General features: G+C 42.0%; 16 protein-coding genes. All 16 read left to right on the forward strand.

The features are described 5' to 3' along the window. Nucleotides 1-4: 4 nt before the first annotated feature. The gene (gene ligA, locus BQ7344_RS00325) at nt 5-1,981 is read left to right on the forward strand and encodes an NAD-dependent DNA ligase LigA (RefSeq protein ID WP_072520929.1); all 1,977 of its coding nucleotides are present in this window, start codon (nt 5-7) and stop codon (nt 1,979-1,981) included. 29 nt (nt 1,982-2,010) lie between these two features. Continuing rightward, nucleotides 2,011-2,952 (forward strand): homoserine O-acetyltransferase MetA, encoded by a 942-nt coding sequence (metA, locus tag BQ7344_RS00330; RefSeq protein ID WP_072520930.1) that lies wholly within the window; start codon nt 2,011-2,013, stop codon nt 2,950-2,952. A 493-nt stretch (nt 2,953-3,445) separates the two neighbouring features. Continuing rightward, entirely contained in the window at nt 3,446-4,378 is a 933-nt protein-coding gene (locus BQ7344_RS00335; protein ID WP_072520931.1) for an AEC family transporter, read from the forward strand. Between the two features lie 9 nt (nt 4,379-4,387). Next, entirely contained in the window at nt 4,388-5,599 is a 1,212-nt protein-coding gene (locus tag BQ7344_RS00340; RefSeq protein ID WP_072520932.1) for a PucR family transcriptional regulator, read from the forward strand. A 198-nt stretch (nt 5,600-5,797) separates the two neighbouring features. Beyond that, entirely contained in the window at nt 5,798-7,474 is a 1,677-nt protein-coding gene (locus BQ7344_RS00345; protein WP_072520933.1) for an OPT/YSL family transporter, read from the forward strand. Between the two features lie 21 nt (nt 7,475-7,495). After that, nucleotides 7,496-8,578 carry a DUF917 domain-containing protein gene (locus BQ7344_RS00350; protein ID WP_072520934.1) on the forward strand — a complete coding sequence of 361 codons (1,083 nt, stop codon included), beginning with the start codon at nt 7,496-7,498 and terminating at the stop codon, nt 8,576-8,578. 17 nt (nt 8,579-8,595) lie between these two features. Beyond that, nucleotides 8,596-9,534 carry a DUF1177 domain-containing protein gene (locus BQ7344_RS00355; protein WP_072520935.1) on the forward strand — a complete coding sequence of 313 codons (939 nt, stop codon included), beginning with the start codon at nt 8,596-8,598 and terminating at the stop codon, nt 9,532-9,534. Between the two features lie 12 nt (nt 9,535-9,546). Further along, nucleotides 9,547-10,221, forward strand: coding sequence for an AroM family protein (locus BQ7344_RS00360; protein ID WP_072520936.1), 675 nt, complete (start codon nt 9,547-9,549; stop codon nt 10,219-10,221). Nucleotides 10,222-10,338: 117 nt separating this feature from the next. Further along, nucleotides 10,339-11,283, forward strand: a complete 945-nt coding sequence (locus BQ7344_RS00365) for an aminopeptidase (protein ID WP_072520937.1) — start codon at nt 10,339-10,341, stop codon at nt 11,281-11,283. A gap of 28 nt (nt 11,284-11,311) precedes the next feature. Beyond that, nucleotides 11,312-11,965 (forward strand): aspartate/glutamate racemase family protein, encoded by a 654-nt coding sequence (locus BQ7344_RS00370; protein ID WP_072520938.1) that lies wholly within the window; start codon nt 11,312-11,314, stop codon nt 11,963-11,965. 52 nt (nt 11,966-12,017) lie between these two features. Then, the gene (locus BQ7344_RS00375) at nt 12,018-12,557 is read left to right on the forward strand and encodes a nitroreductase family protein (protein ID WP_072520939.1); all 540 of its coding nucleotides are present in this window, start codon (nt 12,018-12,020) and stop codon (nt 12,555-12,557) included. Beyond that, complete coding sequence (locus BQ7344_RS00380; protein WP_072520940.1) at nt 12,550-12,816, forward strand: DUF6092 family protein; 267 nt, start codon at nt 12,550-12,552, stop codon at nt 12,814-12,816. The genes BQ7344_RS00375 and BQ7344_RS00380 overlap by 8 nt, the downstream gene beginning before the upstream one ends. A 135-nt stretch (nt 12,817-12,951) precedes the next feature. Then, a complete protein-coding gene (locus BQ7344_RS00385) occupies nt 12,952-14,484 on the forward strand; it encodes a Na+/H+ antiporter NhaC family protein (RefSeq protein WP_072520941.1) in 1,533 nt (510 codons plus the stop codon). Continuing rightward, nucleotides 14,477-15,079: a C39 family peptidase gene (locus BQ7344_RS00390; RefSeq protein ID WP_072520942.1), complete on the forward strand. Its 603-nt coding sequence runs from the start codon at nt 14,477-14,479 to the stop codon at nt 15,077-15,079. The genes BQ7344_RS00385 and BQ7344_RS00390 overlap by 8 nt, the downstream gene beginning before the upstream one ends. A gap of 103 nt (nt 15,080-15,182) precedes the next feature. Continuing rightward, nucleotides 15,183-15,770, forward strand: coding sequence for a zinc dependent phospholipase C family protein (locus tag BQ7344_RS00395; protein WP_072520943.1), 588 nt, complete (start codon nt 15,183-15,185; stop codon nt 15,768-15,770). Between the two features lie 207 nt (nt 15,771-15,977). Continuing rightward, nucleotides 15,978-18,002 carry a C40 family peptidase gene (locus BQ7344_RS00400; protein WP_235816009.1) on the forward strand — a complete coding sequence of 675 codons (2,025 nt, stop codon included), beginning with the start codon at nt 15,978-15,980 and terminating at the stop codon, nt 18,000-18,002. Nucleotides 18,003-18,059: the final 57 nt, after the last annotated feature.

Below are 18,059 nucleotides of genomic sequence, written 5' to 3' on the forward strand. Positions count from 1 at the left end.
CATCATGGAAACGGCAGAAGTAACCCGAATGAAAGAACTGGTTCAGAAGCTGAACGAGGCGGCAAAGGCATATTACCAGGAAGACAGAGAAATCATGAGCAACAGGGAGTACGACGCGCTGTACGACGAGCTGGAGCAGGCAGAAAAAATAACAGGAATCGTTCTTGCTGACAGCCCGACCGTTCGTGTCGGATATGAGGCAGTGGACGCGCTTCCGAAGGAAACACATGAATCTCCGATGCTTTCTCTGGACAAAACAAAAGACCGGGAAGTTTTGCGGGGGTTTATAGGAAATCACAAAACGCTGCTGTCATGGAAGATGGACGGTTTGACTATTGTTCTTACTTACGAAAACGGAGAACTGCAGAAGGCAGTCACCAGGGGAAATGGTATCGTTGGAGAAGTTATCACCAACAATGCACGTGTTTTTCGAAACATTCCGTTGAAGATCGCATATCAGGGAAGACTGGTGCTTCGTGGAGAGGCAATCATTACTTACTCTGATTTTGAGCGGATCAATAATTCTATTGAGGATGTTGATGCGAAATACAAGAATCCGCGAAATCTCTGCAGTGGTTCTGTGCGCCAGCTTAATAATCAGATCACGGCCGAGAGAAATGTACGTTTTTATGCATTTGCGCTTGTATCTGCGCAGGATGTTGACATGCATAATTCCAGAGAATTTCAGATGGAATGGCTACGGACACAGGGATTTGAAGTGGTGGAGTATCGTGTGGTAACATCTGAGAATCTGGATGAGGTGATGGATTATTTTGCAGAGAAGATCGTAACCAATGATTTTCCGTCGGACGGGCTTGTGGCATTATATGATGACATTTCTTATGGAGAGTCGCTTGGAAGTACGGCGAAGTTTCCGAGAAATGCGTTTGCTTTTAAATGGGCGGATGAAGTGCGGGAGACGACGCTCCGGGAAATCGAATGGAGTCCGTCAAGGACGGGACTGATTAATCCGATTGCAGTTTTTGATCCGGTGGAACTGGAAGGGACGACAGTCAGCCGGGCCAGTGTTCACAACGTCAGTATTGTAAAAGATCTGAAGCTTGGCATTGGTGATACGATTCAGGTTTATAAGGCAAATATGATCATTCCACAGATTGCGGAGAATCTTACACAGAGTGGAAATCTGGAGATTCCGGATACCTGTCCGGTGTGTGGACAGGAGGCAAAGATAATCTGTGAAAATGATGTGGAAGCATTGTACTGCATGAACCCGGATTGTGTAGCGAAGAAAATCAAGGCATTCACATTGTTCGTCAGCAGAGACGCGATGAACATTGACGGCCTTTCAGAAGCTACTCTGGAAAAATTTATTGCTAAAGGTTTTATTCATAATTTCGGAGATATTTTTGAAATTGAGAAATACAGAGACGAGATAGTTACGATGGACGGTTTCGGAGAGAAATCTTTTGATAATCTTATATCCAGCATTGAGAAGGCAAAAGATACTACAATTGCAAAGGTAATATACAGTCTTGGAATCAGCAATATCGGACTGTCGAATGCAAAAATCATCTGTAGGTATTTTGACGATGATCTGGATAAAATCCGTTCGGCAAAAGAGGAAGAAATCAGTGCGATTGACGGCATCGGGCCGGTCATTGCAGGAAGTCTGACGAAGTATTTTGCGAAGCCTGAGAATAATCAGAAGGTCGACCATCTGATGGGATATCTTCATATTGTAAAAGAAGAAAAAGCTGACAATCAGATTTTTGCAGGAAAGAATTTCGTGATCACGGGAAGCCTGGAGCGTTTCAGCAATCGTGGAGAAGCGAAAAATCTGATTGAATCTCTGGGAGGTAAGGTGACTGGTTCTGTGACCGGAAAAACGAATTATCTGATCAACAATGATGTCAATTCGAATTCTTCAAAAAACAAAAAAGCAAGAGAGCTTGGGATTCCGATTCTTTCCGAAGAAGATTTCCTGAAGCTGGCAGAAGAATCAAAACAGATTGAAATATAGAAGCATGGTAATTAAAGGAGGAATGGGAAATGCCGATTAAGATACAGGGCGATCTGCCTGTAAAAGAAATTCTGGAAAGAGAAAATATATTTGTGATGGACGAAGGAAGAGCGGTTCATCAGGACATTCGTCCGATTCAGATCCTGATTCTGAATCTGATGCCGCTGAAAGAAGAGACGGAACTTCAGCTTCTGCGTTCGCTGTCAAATACACCACTGCAGGTGGATGTGACTTTTATGGCGGTTGAGAGTCATCAGGCCAAAAATACTTCTGTCAGCCATCTGAACAAATTTTATCAGACTTTTTCTGATTTGAAAGATCAGAAGTTTGATGGAATGATCGTGACAGGTGCGCCGGTAGAGCAGATGGAATTTGAGGAAGTGGATTACTGGAAAGAGCTGGAAGAAATCATGGACTGGACAGAAAGCCATGTAACTTCAACGATCTTTTTGTGCTGGGCTGCACAGGCAAGCCTTTATCATTTTTATGGACTTCAGAAACAACAGCTTGACCATAAGATGTTCGGCCTTTTCTGGCACAAAGTACTGAACCGTAAGATTCCGCTTGTGAGAGGATTTGACGATGCTTTTCTGGCACCGCATTCCAGACATACCGAAGTGCCTATCGAAGATATCCGTGCGTGCAAAGAAATTACTATTCTTGCAGAATCCGAAGAAGCAGGACTTTTCCTTGCAATGGCGCAGGGTGGACGCCGGATCTTTGTGATGGGGCACCCGGAATACGACCGCATCACACTGGATGGAGAGTACAAGCGAGATATGGGAAAGGGACTTCCAATCGATCTTCCGAAAAATTATTACAAAGATGATGATCCGGAAAATAAACCACTGCTCCTGTGGCGCGCACATGCAAACAATCTGTACACAAACTGGCTGAATTATTACGTATACCAGAGCACACCGTTTGATCTGTACGGAACACCTGATTTTGCAAGTATAAACATGGATTAATGCGGGTTTGTAGAAATTGCCTGAAAAATAGAAACAGAAATGTTTTCGATGTAAGAGCATCGTTAAAAGTTGGGCTGCAGGTGGAGCAGGGTAAATATCCATCTCGACAGATGTCTTAACTGGGTACCAAGGCTGACAACCAGCAGAAAACTATTTTTCAAAAGAAAGTTTTAGAGGAGTGTGGTTAAGCATCACACTCCTTTTTGCACGGTTTTCTTTATTCTTTGCACTTGGATATCAGGAAGGGATCTTATTGCAATAGGAATCTTCTCTGCAATTTATTTGAAACTTCAAATTCCCCACGCAAATTAATTGCGTGAGGAGAAGTAGCAGTTATCCAAGTTCACAGTCACTGATTGCCTGCATTACGATATTTGTTGTAATGAAATCCTACACAGGGTTGAAAAAGAAAAATCAGGCTCGTATAATAACATAAGTAATTGATTCTGTTGATTCTTATTAAAAGGATACTAACGGGTCACAGGAGGATTTTATGAATTATATGATGGCGATTCTGCCTAAAATGGGTGGTTTCCTTTTACTTGTTCTCATAGGCTTTACTGCTTCACGCACAGGTATAATAAAAAAAGAAGCAATGCCCTCTATTTCCGGATTTTTACTTAGGATTGCGCTACCGGCACTGACGATTGGTTTGATCCTTGAAAATCAGACCACCTTTCAGACAATGACTCAATATGGAAAAATGGTCTTATCACAGATTCTTATGTATTTTGTTATGGCTGCAGGAGGAATCCTTGGAAGCCACATTTGTCATCTTAAAGGAACTACAGCCAATGTTCATTGTGGATGTTCTGTAGGTGGCAATTATGGCTTTTTGGTGATTCCTCTGATCATGACACTGTTTGGTGATCAGGGCGGCAATGTATATATTCCTATATGTTCCGTTATTGATACGACTCTGGTCTGGACTCTGGGTGTTACATTATTTACAAATGGAACCGGACTGAAAGAGAATTCCTGGAAAAAGATCATTATGAATCCAATTTTCCTTTCAATCCTACTGGGTTTATGTCTGACTAGTTTTCATATTTCTGTTCCGGACATAATTTTGAGTACCATTGGTTCTGTTGGCAATACCTGCTACAGTTGGGGGCTGGTTTACCTTGGATGCAGTCTTGGATTTATGAAACTTACCAATATTTTTAAATATAAGTCCATACTGGTCCTGCTTTTTACAAAATCATTTGCACTCCCACTGATAATATACTTCATTTCTCGTCATTTTCTTTCAGAAATTGAAAGTATGATTCTTATGCTGATCTGTGCAGCACCAGCAATGACAACTTCCAGTATGATTGCAGAACAATATAATCTGGACGGAGAATATGCCTCTACAGCTGTGGTAACGACAACTCTGCTTTGTATGTTGATCATACCGCTGCTGTTCTGTCTGATATCATTATAGGAGAGAAAAATGGATTTACTTGTTAAAGATATAGTTAAAATTTGGAATAATGGAGACGCTTCGCTTGTTGCAGGAAAAGAAGGTATTTTACGTAAGGTTGAAGTATTTGATATGATGGAGCAGCCAAATATCAAACCGTGGCTCAGAGAACATTTGATTTTGATAACTACTGGATATGTGATACGAAATGATAAAGAGGCTCTTCTTCAGATTATAAGAGATATGAACGATGCGAATGCGTCAGCTCTTGCAATAAAAACACGTTTTTTTGATGATTTTCCTAAGGAAGCTCTTCAGCTGGCAGATGAATTAAAACTTCCGCTGTTCTTTCTCAACAATAATGCGGGATTTACAGAACTTACCTTTCCAATAATGACTGCAATTGTGGAATCCAGAAGCAATGTTGCACTTGATACCCGTTATCAGATCGGACGTCAGAATAAATCTGAACTGGATCGAAAACTGTTTTTTGATATTATTAATGGAAAAGTTACACAGACCGAGGAAGTAGAATATAGAATCGCTTCTCTTCAGTGGCCATCTGAACCATTTCGTGTGATTGCCCTTTCGCTGGAAACATCAGAGAATTCTTTTCTTTTGGAAATAAAGAAGGAATCCCAGATAAAGGGTATATCCCGAGTTCTTAATAATCATCACATCAAAAATGTAGTTATATGCGGTAAAGAAAAATGTTATGCGATCACAACTTCTTCAATAAATGAGTCCATAATCAAGAAAATGACAGAAGATATGATTCAAAAGACATGCGAAATCAATAACTGTATGTGCTCTGCAATCATCAGCGATATAGTAGAAGATTATCTGGCGCTTCCCAATACCTATCAGCAGATAAAAGAGGGATTTTTGGTTCGTAATGTAAGAAAACAGCAATGGTCTCAGGTTTTTTTATCTGATCTTCAATATGATCGTATTATGTTACGCATGTCTGCTGATAAGGAAGCACTGGCATTTATCAAAAAGAAGCTGGGTCCACTGGTAACCTATGACCGTGTACACGGCACAAAACTTCTTGATACTCTTGAAGCATTTATTCATAATAATTGTTCACGTAAACTGGCAGCAGAGGCACTGTTTCTTCATCGAAATACCATGGCACACAGAATCAGCAAGATAGAAGAAATACTACATTGCAGTCTGGAGGATCCAGATATGATGGATAAATTAGAATTTGCTATAAAATTAAAAATGTATATACATTAAAAACAAATGTGCACCATGCACAATATTTAATTAAAAAAAGTGTGTTACCACCAATGCTTTTAGCGAATTAAAGTGATATAATACAAAACAACATATGTGAAGCCGATGTAGGCGTTCCTACATCGGCTAATTTTGTACTCTGGCCTGCTGTCAACCGGATACGAGCACATATATTTTATAGGAAATGGAGGAGATAACATGGCTAGTAACACAAAGAAAGATTACACACAGATGCATATCAAAGCATCAGAACATCCAAAAGCGTATTCACCGTATATTCTTATTCTGAATATTGTGATGAGCGTCCTTGGTGCTATCATCGGTCTTGAATTGATCGTGCGTACGGGTGTCGCACCAAACACATCTATCGTAGGAGCGTTATTTGCAATCATCATTTCACGTCTGCCTATCGCATTTTTAAAGAAATATCAGAGTATTCACTGCCAGAATATGATTCAGACATCAATTTCGGGAGCAACATTCTCAGCAGCAAACTGCTTCCTGCTTCCGATTGGTATTCCGGTTATTATGGGCAGAATGGATCTTATGTATCCTATGCTTGTTGGTGTATTTCTTGCAACCATCATTGATGCAACAATTCTTTATAAGACATTTGACAGCGAAATGTTTCCGGCAGAAGGAGCATGGCCTCCGGGAGTTGCATCTGCAGAATCTATCCTTGCAGTTGTAGAAAAAGGAAAGAAAGCTTTTTTGCTCATTGTAGGTATGGTCATCGGTGTTGGTGGTAAAATGATCGGTATTCCTACGGATCTTCTCGGTGTTTCCTGGTTCGGCGATTTTGCAGCGATGACAGCTCTTGGCGTAGGATCAATTGTGATCGGTATCATTAAGACAAATGGATTTATTATTGATATCTTCGGCCGTAGCTTTCCAATCATTACCAACATCTTCGGTGAAGGTGCTGATCTAATGGCTTCAAACATGTTCAAATACATGCCTCATGGTATTATGATCGGAGCAGGTCTTGTGTCCCTTATCCAATGCGGCCGTATGCTTTTCAAGAAAGGTGACGGAGACAGTGCAGCAGGTAAGTTTACCTCCAGCATGGCAAATATGAAAAAAGCCCTTGGTGGTGGATATGTTGCATATCTGGTAGTAGCAATTTTATTGGCAATAATTACAGGCATCTGGTCAGAAATGGGTGTTGTTCAGCTGATTATTTGGATTATCTTCTCAGCTTTTGCAGCTATTGCTTCTGAACTGATTGTTGGTATTTCAGCAATGTACTCAGGATGGTTTCCGGGATTTGCGACAGCTCTTATTTTCCTGATCGTTGGAATGTTGATCGGATTCCCATCACTTCCACTTGGAATCCTTGTTGCTTATACTTCTGCAACCGGTCCTGCTTTCTCTGATATGGCATATGATCTTAAATGCGGTTACATCCTTCGTGGATTCGGAAAAGATCAGGAACTTGAGCTCGAAGGAAGAAAACAGCAGTATATCAGTGAAATTGTAGGTTTTGTGGTAGCTTTTATACTTGTGGCAATTATGGCAAAACAGTACTTTGCGCAGGGGCTCTTTGCACCGGTTGATGCTACTTTTGCAGCAACGATTGAAGCTGGCGCAGGCGGAGATGTAGCTAAATGGCTGCTTATCTGGGCAATTCCGGGAGCAATCATCCAGTTCCTTGGCGGATCCAGACAGGTTGGTATTCTTTTTGCAACTGGTCTTCTTGTTGGTTCCACTATTAACGGTCTGACAATTCTGATCGCATTGCTTATTCGCTACATTCTTGTTAAAAAGGACAAAGAAAACGAGCAGACCCTCAATATTATGGGTGCCGGTTCACTTGCCGGAGCAGCTCTGTACAGTTTCTTTACGGCTACATTATCACTTGGTAAAAAGAAATAATAACGGGAGATGATTAATAAAATGAAAACTAAAGGAATCCGTCTTACAAAAGATGTCCTTGATGCTGCACTCACCGGAGGAACCATCCTCGGCGGCGGTGGCGGCGGCGATCCGAAAAAAGGCAGAAAATACGCTGAGATTGCAGTTGATTATACCGATCTCAGACTTATTACAATCGATGAACTGGATGAAAATGATGTACTATTGACAGCTTCTCTGGTAGGTGCACCAAATGCGCCAGCCCAGTTCATGACTCCGAAGGATATCGCAAAAACTGTTGAAATCCTTCAGAAAAACTGTGATTTTAATATTGGCGGAATTATTACAAACGAACAGGGCGGAGAAGCAACAGTAAATGGCTGGCTTCAGGCTGCTGTTACAGGACTTCCGGTTGTTGATGCCCCTTGTAACGGACGAGCTCATCCAACAGGTGTAATGGGAAGCATGAATCTTCACAGACTTGCAGATTATACAACAGTACAGGCCTGTGTTGGCGGTAATCCAGATACTGGAAACCATATCGAATGCTTCTTTGAAGGAACGATCGATCATACGTCCAAGATGGTGCGTCTTGCTTCTATTGAAGCAGGTGGACTGGTCGCAGTAGCACGAAATCCGGTAAAAGTGTCTTATGCACGTGAAAACTGTGCCCTTGGTGGTGTAAGTTATGCAATCGATACAGGAAAAGCGTTCTTAAAAGGATTGGAATCTTCTGTTGAGGATGCAGTCAACAGTGTATGTACTTTCCTGAATGGCCGTGTTCTTGCAAGAGGACCTGTACAGAATTTTTCTATCGAGACAACTGGTGGCTTCGATGTAGGTTATGCTGCTGTTGACGGCTGTGAAATGACATTCTGGAATGAATATGCTACTGCCGAAAAAGATGGCGAGCGTCTTGCAACTTTCCCGGATCTAATTATGACGATCAATGCCAAAACAGGAGAGCCTGTTACAACTGCCATGATGGAAGAGGGACTTGATGTTTATGTAATTGCCACAGACAAAAAGAATCTGAAGCTTTCGCCGACCATGTATGCGCCGGAATTGCTGAAAGCAACCGAAGATGTAATTAAAAAAGACTTAATCAGTCATCTGAGTAAATAGTCGGGAGGAATAATAACATGTTAATGAAAGAAATTATTGCTGCTTATGATGTACTTGACAGTTCGTTTGTAACAGGAGAAGAAGTTAAAAAATATCTTCTCGGGATCAAAGCCGATGCCAATGTAGAAGTCTATGAACTGGTAGGTCCTAAGGGAAGCACAGATATGCTTAAAGTGCGTATTCCTGGTAAAAACGGCAAGACAAATGGTGGAGATGCTCCTACAATCGGACTCCTTGGCAGACTTGGCGGAATTGGCGCACGTCCGGAACGTATTGGCTTTGTATCTGACGGTGATGGCGCACTCTGCGCGGTAGCTCTCGCTGCAAAACTGCTTGATATGCAAAACAAAGGAGACTATCTTGATGGTGATGTATTTATTTCCACACATATCTGTCCACACGCTCCGACAGCTCCGCATGATCCGGTTCCTTTCATGGGTTCACCAGTAGAAATGGCACAGGTAAACAAAGAAGAAGTATCTCCTGACCTTGATGCTCTGCTTGTTGTTGATACAACAAAAGGAAACCGCGTTATCAATACAAGAGGTTTTGCAATTTCTCCAACAGTAAAAGAGGGATATGTATTAAGAACTTCTGAAGATCTTCTTGATCTGATGCAGATCACTACAGGACGTCTTCCATATGTATTCCCACTGGCTACCCAGGATATCACACCTTACGGAAATGATGTGCACCACTTAAATAGTATTCTTCAGCCATGTACAGCTACAGATGCACCTGTTGTTGGTGTAGCTATCACAGCAGAGACAATGGTACCTGGATGCGCTACAGGCGCTACTCATGCTACAGACGTAGAGGAAGCTGCAAGATTTATGTTAGAAGTTGCCAAAGCATATGGAAGAAAACAGTGTAGTTTCTATGATGCTGATGAATATGCACGTCTCCAGAAATTATATGGAAGCATGAAACATCTTCAGACTCTCGGAAACGAATAAGGAGGTTTTGGTATGAAAATAGGTGCAATTACCATCGGTCAGGCTCCGCGAACTGATGTAACAGCAGACATTCTAAGAATCTTTGATGATTCACTGGAACTTGTCCAGGCAGGCGGTCTGGATGGACTTACAAAAGAAGAGATTGCTGAGTTTGCTCCCGGCAAGGATGATTATGTCCTTGTCTCCAGATTGACAGATGGGAGTTCTGTGACATTTGCCGAGCGTCATATCCTGCCAAGACTTCAGGATGCTATTAACCACATGGAAGATGAGGGATGCAGTCTTATCATGATGTTCTGTACAGGAAGTTTTCCGGAGACACTTTCAGCCAAGAATATTCCTATGATCTATCCATGTGAGCTGCTCAATCGCCTTGTTCCGCTGATGACTAAGAAATCAAGCATAATCTGCATGACTCCATCACCACTTCAGACAGAACAATGTGAAGAAAAATGGAAAAACTATGTTGATCATGTAACAGCAATTGCGGCTTCACCATATGGCGACTGGGATGCACTCGAAAAGGCAGCTGAAGAGATTAAAGATCTTGATGCGGATCTGATTGTTCTTGACTGTATAGGTTATACACAGGAAATGAAAAAAATGTTTGCAGAAAAAACCGGTAAGAAAGTTGTTCTTCCAAGAACACTTCTGGCCAGAGTTGTCTCTGAATTAACTGACATCTGAATAGACATATAAGTTATATATGTTCAGTATTTTCCGGACATTTCGCAGGTCCATCAAAGTCCGGCGGAATGTCCGTTTTTTACAAAATAAAAAAATTAACGAAAAGAGGAAGCAATAATGGAAAATTTAGTTAAAATAGCAGAGGGAGTTCTTACTTCATGTCTGGCTGTAAAACCTGGCGAGGAAATTCTGGTTATTACAGATGACAGCCGAAAAGAAATCGGTGAAGCAATCTATGAAGCAGCTGGAAATCTTGGATGCGAAAAAATCCTTATGGTTATGAAAGAAAGAGAAGTAAGTGGGCAGGAGCCACCTAAGGTAATTGCTGAAGCCATGAAAGCGGCTGATGTTGTGATTGCTCCGACAGCTCAGTCACTCACTCATACTAATGCCAGAATTGAGGCGGCGAAAGCAGGCACAAGAGTAGCAACAATGCCAGGTATTACCAGCGAAATGTTTTCACAGGGTGCCATGACTGCCGACTACAGTAAAGTAGAAGAATTAACTGCAAAAGTAACAGAAATGCTCACTAAGGCTTCAAAAGCACGGATCGAAAAAGAGGGAAATGTTCTTACAATCAATCTTGATGGCAGAAATGGAGTTCCAAGTCCCGGAGTATACAAGGAGGCCGGAAAATGTGGAAATCTTCCCTCTGGTGAAGCTTACATTGCTCCGCTAGAAGATGGTTCCGATGGCGAGATGATTATTGATGGATCTATGGTCGGTATTGGAAAACTGGCAAGTCCTTTACATATGACAATTTCAGGAGGAAAGCTTCGTTCAGTAAAAGGAGATAAGAGCGAAAATCTTGATATCCTTCTTAAAAACGAGACCAACGGAACACTCTGTGAACTTGGAATCGGAACTAACGAAGCAGCTATACTGAATGGAATCATTCTTGAAGATGAAAAAGTATATGGAACCGTACACATTGCTTTCGGAACCAATACGTCATTTGGTGGTGTAAATAAAGCGGAATGTCATATGGATGGAATTGTCCTGCGTCCGACATTATATCTGGATGATATTAAAGTTATTGAAAATGGTGTTTTTCTTATCTGATTTTTACGATATAAAGGAGAAATTGAAAATGGATAAAAAATTTAAAGTAGGTCTGATTAGAGTCCTTACAACAGAAGATGAAGAAGTGCTTTCCGCACATGGCAAACAGATTATGTCATATTTCCCTGAACTCCAGGTTGAAACTAAATGTATTCCGGACCAGTATGAGGGAATACACAGTCCTGAACTCGGTGAACTGGCTATCCCCAAAATTGTCAAAACAGCTCAATCCTTCACGGATGTTGATATGATTATCGTAAGCTGTGCGGATGATCCGGGCGTTGCGGAGATTCGTAAGGTTCTCCCGAACATTCCTGTTACTGGCGGCGGCGAGACAACTGTAGCACTTGCTCTTAAATATGGCAGCAAGATTGGTGTGCTTGGAATCACAGACTATGCACCTCAGGCATATAGAAGAATGATTCCTGATCAGATGATACTAGGCAGACCTGAAGGTGTACATAGCACACTGGACCTGATGACACCAGAAGGAAAAGAAAGTGTGCTGAAACTTGGCTTGAAGTTAAAAGAACAAGGCGCAGAAGTAATTGCACTTGCCTGCACTGGTCTTGCAACGATTGGTATAGCCAAAGATCTGGAAAACGAAACAGGACTTCCTGTTATTGACCCGGTTATGGCAGAAGGATTGTTCGCTTATTTCGAATATCTCAGAAAAAAATAATAATACACGTTCATAACGATCAGCTATATGCTGTCAGAAAGGTAGCAAAGATATGTTATTAAATGAAGCTATTCTGAGCCGTCACAGCACACGGTCTTTCCGTCCTGATCCTGTAGACAGAGCGTTGCTGTTTACTTTGGCAGATGCGGCTCAACAGGCACCTTCGGCCAGTAATCTGCAGGCCTGGAGATTTCTGTTTATTACAGATCCACAGCTTAAAGAAAAAGTAGATCTTTTTAGTCCGGGGCTTTCTGGCAAACCGCCAGTCATCCTTGTAGTCTGCTCAGATATGGAGAAGGCATCAAGAAAAGGTGGTAAAAATTCTGAAGTGTACGGATGCCTTATGGATGCATCAATGGCTGCTGAGAATCTCATGCTAAAAGCTACTGAATTAGGGCTTGGAACATGTGCAATCAAATCATACAATGATACAGCGGTTCGTAAAATATTGGAACTTCCAGACAGATATCGTATTGAGATGCTTATCTCTATAGGTTATCCAGATGGTACCCCCCGTTGCCCGAAGCGTCCTCCGGTAGAACAGATATGCTATTTTGATCATATTGAGGAAGAGGAGAGAATTGATGAATAATCCTGAATTCGAATTACTAGTATATCTGATCACCAGTGCCAGAGCGCTTCCAGAAGAGCCGGCAAGTTACGGCTCAATCAGACTTATTGAAGCTGCTTCCAGACTGTGTCAGATTATATGCAATAATGACCCTGATAATAAAACATATTGTGAACTTCTTAACTGTATTGAAACTGATAAGGGAAAAGCCCTGACAGAACCGGAACGTTTTTCAGCCATGCTTGAAAAAGCATCTGAAATATTGGTGGACTGTCTGTAAAATAACATAAAAGGGACTGTTGCAAAATAGAAGCCTGTATAATTTAATTTCGGACTTTGAACTTTTTTTGTATACATGATAATTAAGGTAGTGTATAATAGTTTAAACCGTTAAAAAATATCAGGGGGGACTCAAATGGACGGATCAATGTTTATTGGAACATGGTGGTCACTGGTGCCACCGTTGCTGGCAATTGTGTTGGCATTAGTAACTAAAGAAGTATACAGTTCACTTTTTATTGGTGTTGCAATGGGAGCACTGCTTTATACAGGTTTCCATCCGTGGAATGCATTTGTTGCTTTTTTTGATATCATGAAGAACAGCATGAACTTAAATATTCTGATATTTGATGTGCTACTGGGAATGATCATTGTTCTGATGTCGAAATCGGGTGGTTCAGCTGCGTATGGTAAATGGGCCGGAACTAAGATTAAAAGCAAAAAGAGTGCAATGCTGGCAACAACAGGACTTGGTGTGCTGATTTTTGTGGATGATTATTTTAACTGCCTGACAGTTGGCTCTGTTATGCGCCCTGTGACGGACCGATTCAAAGTATCACGTGCAAAACTGGCATATATTATTGATGCGACAGCAGCACCGGTCTGCATTATCGCGCCGATTTCAAGCTGGGCGGCAGCTGTTAACTCTTATGTTCCGGAAGATGCGGGAATCAGCGGATTTCAGCTTTTCCTTCGGACGATACCATATAATCTGTACGCAATTTTGACGCTGCTTATGGTATTTACGATCATCCTGACAGGGCTGGATTTCGGCCTTATGAAGAAACATGAAAAAAATGCGGCAGCCGGTGATCTGTTTACATCAGGTGGAGAAGAATTTGATCAGGTAAAAGAAGAGGAGATTTCTTCAAATGGAAAAGTAATTGATCTGGTGCTTCCGGTATTGGTTCTGATCGGAACTGCAATTGGTGCCATGATCTATACCGGATTTCTTGGCGGAGCTACAGATGTGGTAACTGCTTTTTCCGGATGTGATGCGGAAACAAGTCTTATTTTTGCGACACTGATCACGGTAATGTTTATGCTGGTACTGTATCTTCCGCGCAAAGTTATTACATTTAAGGGATTTATGGACAGTTTTGTGGAAGGTTTCAAGATGATGATCCCGGCGATTGGAATCCTTATTTTTGCATGGTCTCTTAAGGGAATGGGAGATGCTCTTGAAATTGCTTCTTTCGTAGAGAATCTGGTAGGCTCCAATGCTTCCGCAAGTGTGCTGCTTCCGGCAATTTTGTTCCTTGTAGCAATTTTCCTGTCGTTCTCTACAGGTACAAGCTGGGGAACATTTGCCATTCTTGTTCCGATCGCAATCGCGATGTTCCCGGGTGCGGACAACATGCAGATGATGATCATTGCAGTAGCATCTGTACTTTCAGGTGCAGTATGTGGTGACCATGTATCACCGATTTCTGATACGACGGTCATGTCTTCGGCAGGAGCACAGAGTAATCACATTAACCACGTGACTACACAGATGCAGTATGCAGTAGTTGTTGCTGTAGTATCGGCAATCGGTTATGTGATTGCAGGTTTCGTACATATCTGGTGGCTGGTTCTCGGCATCAGTGCTGTCCTGCTTCTTGTGGTACTGTTTGTGATCAAAGTAGTGACTTCAGATGAAAAAGACGGAGTGAAAAAACGTGCATAAAATTGAGGTACCGTATATTGACCAGAGTGTGAAATATCCTACTGGCTGTGAAAGTGTGTCAGCGGTGATGCTCCTTAAGTATCTGGGATATGAGATGACTGTTGATGAATTTATAAAAAACTGTCTGGAATGCAGAGAGATGGAGATGAGAGACGGAAAGCTTTATGGACCGGATCCGAATGAATATTTCTGTGGAAGTCCCTATGATGAAGATTCTTTCGGGATTTATGCAAAAGGACTTTTAAAGGCTCTTGACAGGGCTGCGGGAACGGAATTTTGTTTTAAAGATGAGTCAGGTACACCGATTCAGAAACTTCTGGAAAAATATATTGATCAGGAGATGCCGGTGGTATTCTGGGCATGCATCAACATGCGAAAGGAGATCACGGGACCGGAATGGAAACTGCTGGATTCTGGAGAGACTTTCTGCTGGACTTCGAATGAACACTGTATGTTGCTGGTGGGGTATGATGAAGAAAAGTATTATTTCAATGACCCGTATAATAACAATGGTGTGATCGGTTATGAGAGAGAACTTGTAGAAAAAAGACATGCAGCACAACATAGTATGGCAATTGGAACAGTGCGAATATAAAATCGAAATTTATAAAAACTTTATTTGAAGAATGCTTACAAATCTGCTATAGTATATGATGGTTATGGTAAACTGCCTTTGAATAAAGAAAGAAGTGTTTATTTTGAGAAAAAAGTCACATATATTACTGGCAAGATATCTGGCAGACCAGATGCCTGCCAATGAAAGTCTTCAATCACATAGAAAAGCCTTTTGCCTGGGCAATATCCTTCCGGATATTCAGCCGTCATTTATAACTAAACGGCATGAATATTTTGGAACATTCGATGAGGTGCAGGGAAAAATCCGACGTCTTGTTCAGTCAGGAGAAAGCTATAATGACCGTGTGTTCTGGCGGCGTGCAGGAGAGGTCATGCATTATATTGCAGATTATTTTACATTTCCGCACAATAAGACTTTTGACGGAACACTTCGTCAGCATAATTCCTATGAGAAACACCTGAAAAATGAATTAAAAGCATTTGTTCAGGAGGGAAAGGCAGAAGCGTATGCAGCGCATGTGATTCGCTTTGAGACGTTGAATCAGCTTCTTGAGTACATCAAAGTTCACCATCGCAGATATATGAATTGCAAACGAAGTGTAGAGGAGGATATTCGTTATATTCTCAGCGTCTGTTATCAGGTATTTCAGGGGCTTTTTCAGCTTTGCATGAAAGATCCGATGGCAGAATATGCGACTGCAGTAATGTAAGTAAAATATGAAAAAAATATGAAATACCGTCGGAGACTTTCTCCGGCGGTTGATTTTTGAATACTGGTATGATAAAATTACGGCAGTTATTGTGTGAGTAAGTTAGAATAAGAAAACATATTTTAAAAGGAATAAAGATGTGTTCTTAGACAGAAGGGAGCAATTTTTACCAGAATGAAGAACAAATATCTGACCAAATGTTTATGTATGACAATATTATCTGCAATGGTTCTGACCAGCCCGCTGAGTGTTATGGCGGCAGAGGAAGATGTTACAATGAGCAGCGAAGGAGATGAGTTTGGTGACGGCAGCGAAGTGACTGATCCGGGGACAGATACACCGACACCGGATCCGGGAACAGATACACCAACGCCAGACCCGGGAACAGATACACCGACACCAGATCCGGGAACAGATACACCAACGCCAGACCCGGGAACAGATACACCGACACCAGATCCGGGAACAGATACGCCGACACCAAATCCGGACACACCGACACCGGCTCCGGGATTTGATGATGGAGGTAAAACCACACCGACAGTTGCACCAACAAATAAACCGACAGTTGCACCAACGCAGATACCGGTAGTAGTACAGTCATTGATTGACAGCATCAATGCGCTGGCAAGACAGACTCTGACACTGAATCAGGCTGCAAAGGTACAGGAACTTCGTGCAGCATATAACAAGCTTTCGGCAGAGCAAAAGAGCCTTGTGACTAATTACAGTTTACTTGTTGGCTTTGAGAGCAAGATTACTGAACTTCAGAAGAAGCAGAATACAGATACTCCAGCGTTTACAGATGGAAGTAAAGCAAGCGAGACCGGCAAGACAGGAACACCGGTTTACTATGTTTCAAATCTTCATGCAGGCAAGGGGTTTTATCTGGACAGCCTGAAAGGCAATTATCAGCTTACATTTTCAGATGATTTTGCATCTGTAATGGATGAGATCGAGACAGAATACAAAGAAAAGAATAAGCTTTCCGATGCGAGTGACAGCAGAACGGATGGGCTTACTACTTCTGCAGATTCTCTGCTTGTACGTAACTGGCAGGATATTCTGGCTGTATATGTGTATGAACAGAGCCAGAAGGGTGTAAAAGAATTTGCACTGAATGCATCAAGTAAGGATGAACTTGCAAAGATTTTTGCACAGATGAACCCGATTGTAAGAGATAAAGATAATATCACACACGTGTCTTATGGAAATTATCATATCAACAATTACATCAAGGAGAACAATATTTCTCAGAATGACAGAGGGGTGCTTAAGAAATATGTAGAAACGGACTGCAAGCTTCTCTGCGCGATTGTTACTGATGCAAAAGGCTTTGTACGTCAGAGCGTAGGAGATGATGTATCAGAAGAGAGAGTAAATGTTATTACCGCAGCATATTCCCTGGTGGGTGAAGTGGGGTATTTCTGGGGTGGTAAATCTACAAAGATCGGCGAGGACCCAAGCTGGGGAACGGCTGAGAAAGTTTCTGCTGCAGGTAGTGCCAGCACCGGAACAGTCAGAGCATACGGACTTGACTGCAGTGGATTTGTTACCTGGTCTGTAATTAATGGATATCTGAATCAGGGGATGCAGAGCAGCGTTGGAGACGGTACATCAGATCAGTGGGAAAAGGCAAATGTAGTCAGTGAACAGGATGCACAGCCGGGCGATCTTGTTTTCCAGAAAGGACCGGAGGCAGGCAGCGACAATCATGTCGGTATTATTTGCGGCAAAACGAATGCAGGTGACTGGATTGCCGTACATTGTTCTTCCGGCAAGAACGGAGTTACGGTAGGTGAAGCATACGGAGCAAGTTTTCGTTATATCCGGCAGCCATCCTTTTATCCGACACAGGCGGAGGTGGCACAGATGCAAAGCGAGGGGGCTTCAGCAAGTAATGCAGAGGCAGTCAGTACGGCAGAGACTACAGATTCAGAAGAAACTCTGACTTCAGGAGAGAATGTCGCAGAAGAAATACTGACATCTGATACAGGAGACAGGGACAGCACTGCCGATGCGAGTGAAGAAGTGGAAATCACAATTGTGGATGATGTTGAAGATGAAGCGTTTACTTCAGGCGACGGCGTGACAGTAACTTCTCCTGTGAAAGATGTACTTCAGGAAATTCTGGACCAGAATGCATTTGATTCATCAGACAGTGACAACGAGATTCTTCCGAAGAAAGCAGATACAGATGACAGCGATATAGAAATTGTATTTGAAGATTAAATTCAGCCCGTGCAGGTTCTTTGCAGCCTGTCACGGGTATTTTAACATTTTTGAGAA

The organism is Blautia sp. Marseille-P3087, from assembly GCF_900120195.1.
In the GTDB taxonomy this organism is placed as follows: Bacteria; Bacillota; Clostridia; order Lachnospirales; family Lachnospiraceae; genus Blautia_A.